Source organism: Halorhodospira neutriphila, from assembly GCF_016584055.1.
GTDB classification, from domain to species: domain Bacteria; phylum Pseudomonadota; class Gammaproteobacteria; order Nitrococcales; family Halorhodospiraceae; genus Halorhodospira; species Halorhodospira neutriphila.
Map to the genome: position 1 here is coordinate 1 of NZ_NRSH01000245.1, position 1,291 is coordinate 1,291.

The following is a 1,291-nucleotide window of genomic DNA, read 5'->3' on the forward strand; positions in this document are numbered from 1 at the left end:
GGCTGCTGCTCGTCGAGGGGGGCGGGCTCCTCGCCGGCTTCGGCGGCCTCTTCGGCCTGCTCCTCGGCGCCGCCCTGGCGGTCCCGTGGGCCGTGCGCTGGATGGCCGGGGCGGCGGCGCGGCCGGCGGGCTGGATCGCCGGCACCCCGGGGCGGATGGCCGCCCGCGGGGTGGTGGCCGGGCTCTCGCGCTCCGGGGTCGCCGCCACGGCCCTGGTCATCGCGGTGGCGGCGGTCATCGGGGTCAGCGTGATGATCGACAGCTTCCGCGCCGGGCTCGTCGACTGGCTCGACGCCACCCTGACCGCCGACGTCTACGTCCAGGCCCCCGGGCCGTCGGGGCAGCCCCCGCCGCCGCTGGACCCGGCGCTGGCCGAGCGCCTCGCCGGCGTCGAGGGGGTGACGGCGGTGGGGACGATCCGCCACCTGCGGATCCCCGCCGAGGGGGGCGAGATCCGCCTGCGCGCCTACGACCGCAGCGGCATCGGCGAGCTCGGCATGCCCTACAAGGAGCGCGGCGCGGAGGCCTGGGTGCGCTTCCAGCGGGGCGAGGCGGTCTACGTGACCGAGCCCTTCGCCGCCCACCGGGATCTGGCGGTGGGCGATACGCTCACCCTGACCACCCCGGCCGGCGAGCAGCGCCGGCCCATCGCCGCGGTGGTCAAGGACTACACGAGCAGCGAGGGGGCGGTGGTCGTCTCCCGCGCCTTCTACGACGCCTACTGGGCGGACGAGCGGGTGACCGGGATCGCCGTCTACCTCGCCGACGGCGCCTCGCCCGCCGCCCGGATCGAGGCCCTGCGGGCGGCGGCGGGGGCGCTCGGCGAGGGGGTGCGCATGCGCTCCAACGCCGAGATCCGCCAGCGCTCGCTGGCGATCTTCGAGCGGACCTTCGCCGTCACCCGGGTGCTGCGGCTGCTGGCGGCCGTCATCGCGGCGGCCGGCGTCTTCGGCGCCCTGCTGGCCCTGGCGCTGGAGCGCGCCCGGGAGGTGGCGGTGCTGCGCGCCCTGGGGCTGACGCCGGCCCAGGTCTGGGGCCTGGAGCTGGGGCGCACCGGGCTGCTCGGCCTCCTGGCCGGGCTCCTGGCGGTGCCGCCGGGCCTGGCGGTGGCGGCGGCCCTGACCGGCGTGATCAACGAGCGGGCCTTCGGCTGGAGCCTGGCCCTGGAGCTCGATCCGCTCCTGCTCGGCCAGGCCGTGGCCCTGGCGACGGCGGCGGCGCTGCTCGCCGGGCTCTACCCGGCCTGGCGCTCGGCCCGCATCTCTCCGGCGGAGGCGTTGCGTGATGAGGC

Annotated in this window: 1 protein-coding gene; it reads left to right on the forward strand. The window is 78.0% G+C overall.

Going from position 1 to position 1,291, the window contains the following annotated elements:
* The coding region (locus CKO13_RS12210) for an FtsX-like permease family protein (protein WP_200261407.1) at positions 1-1,291 on the forward strand (1,291 nt) is incomplete at both ends.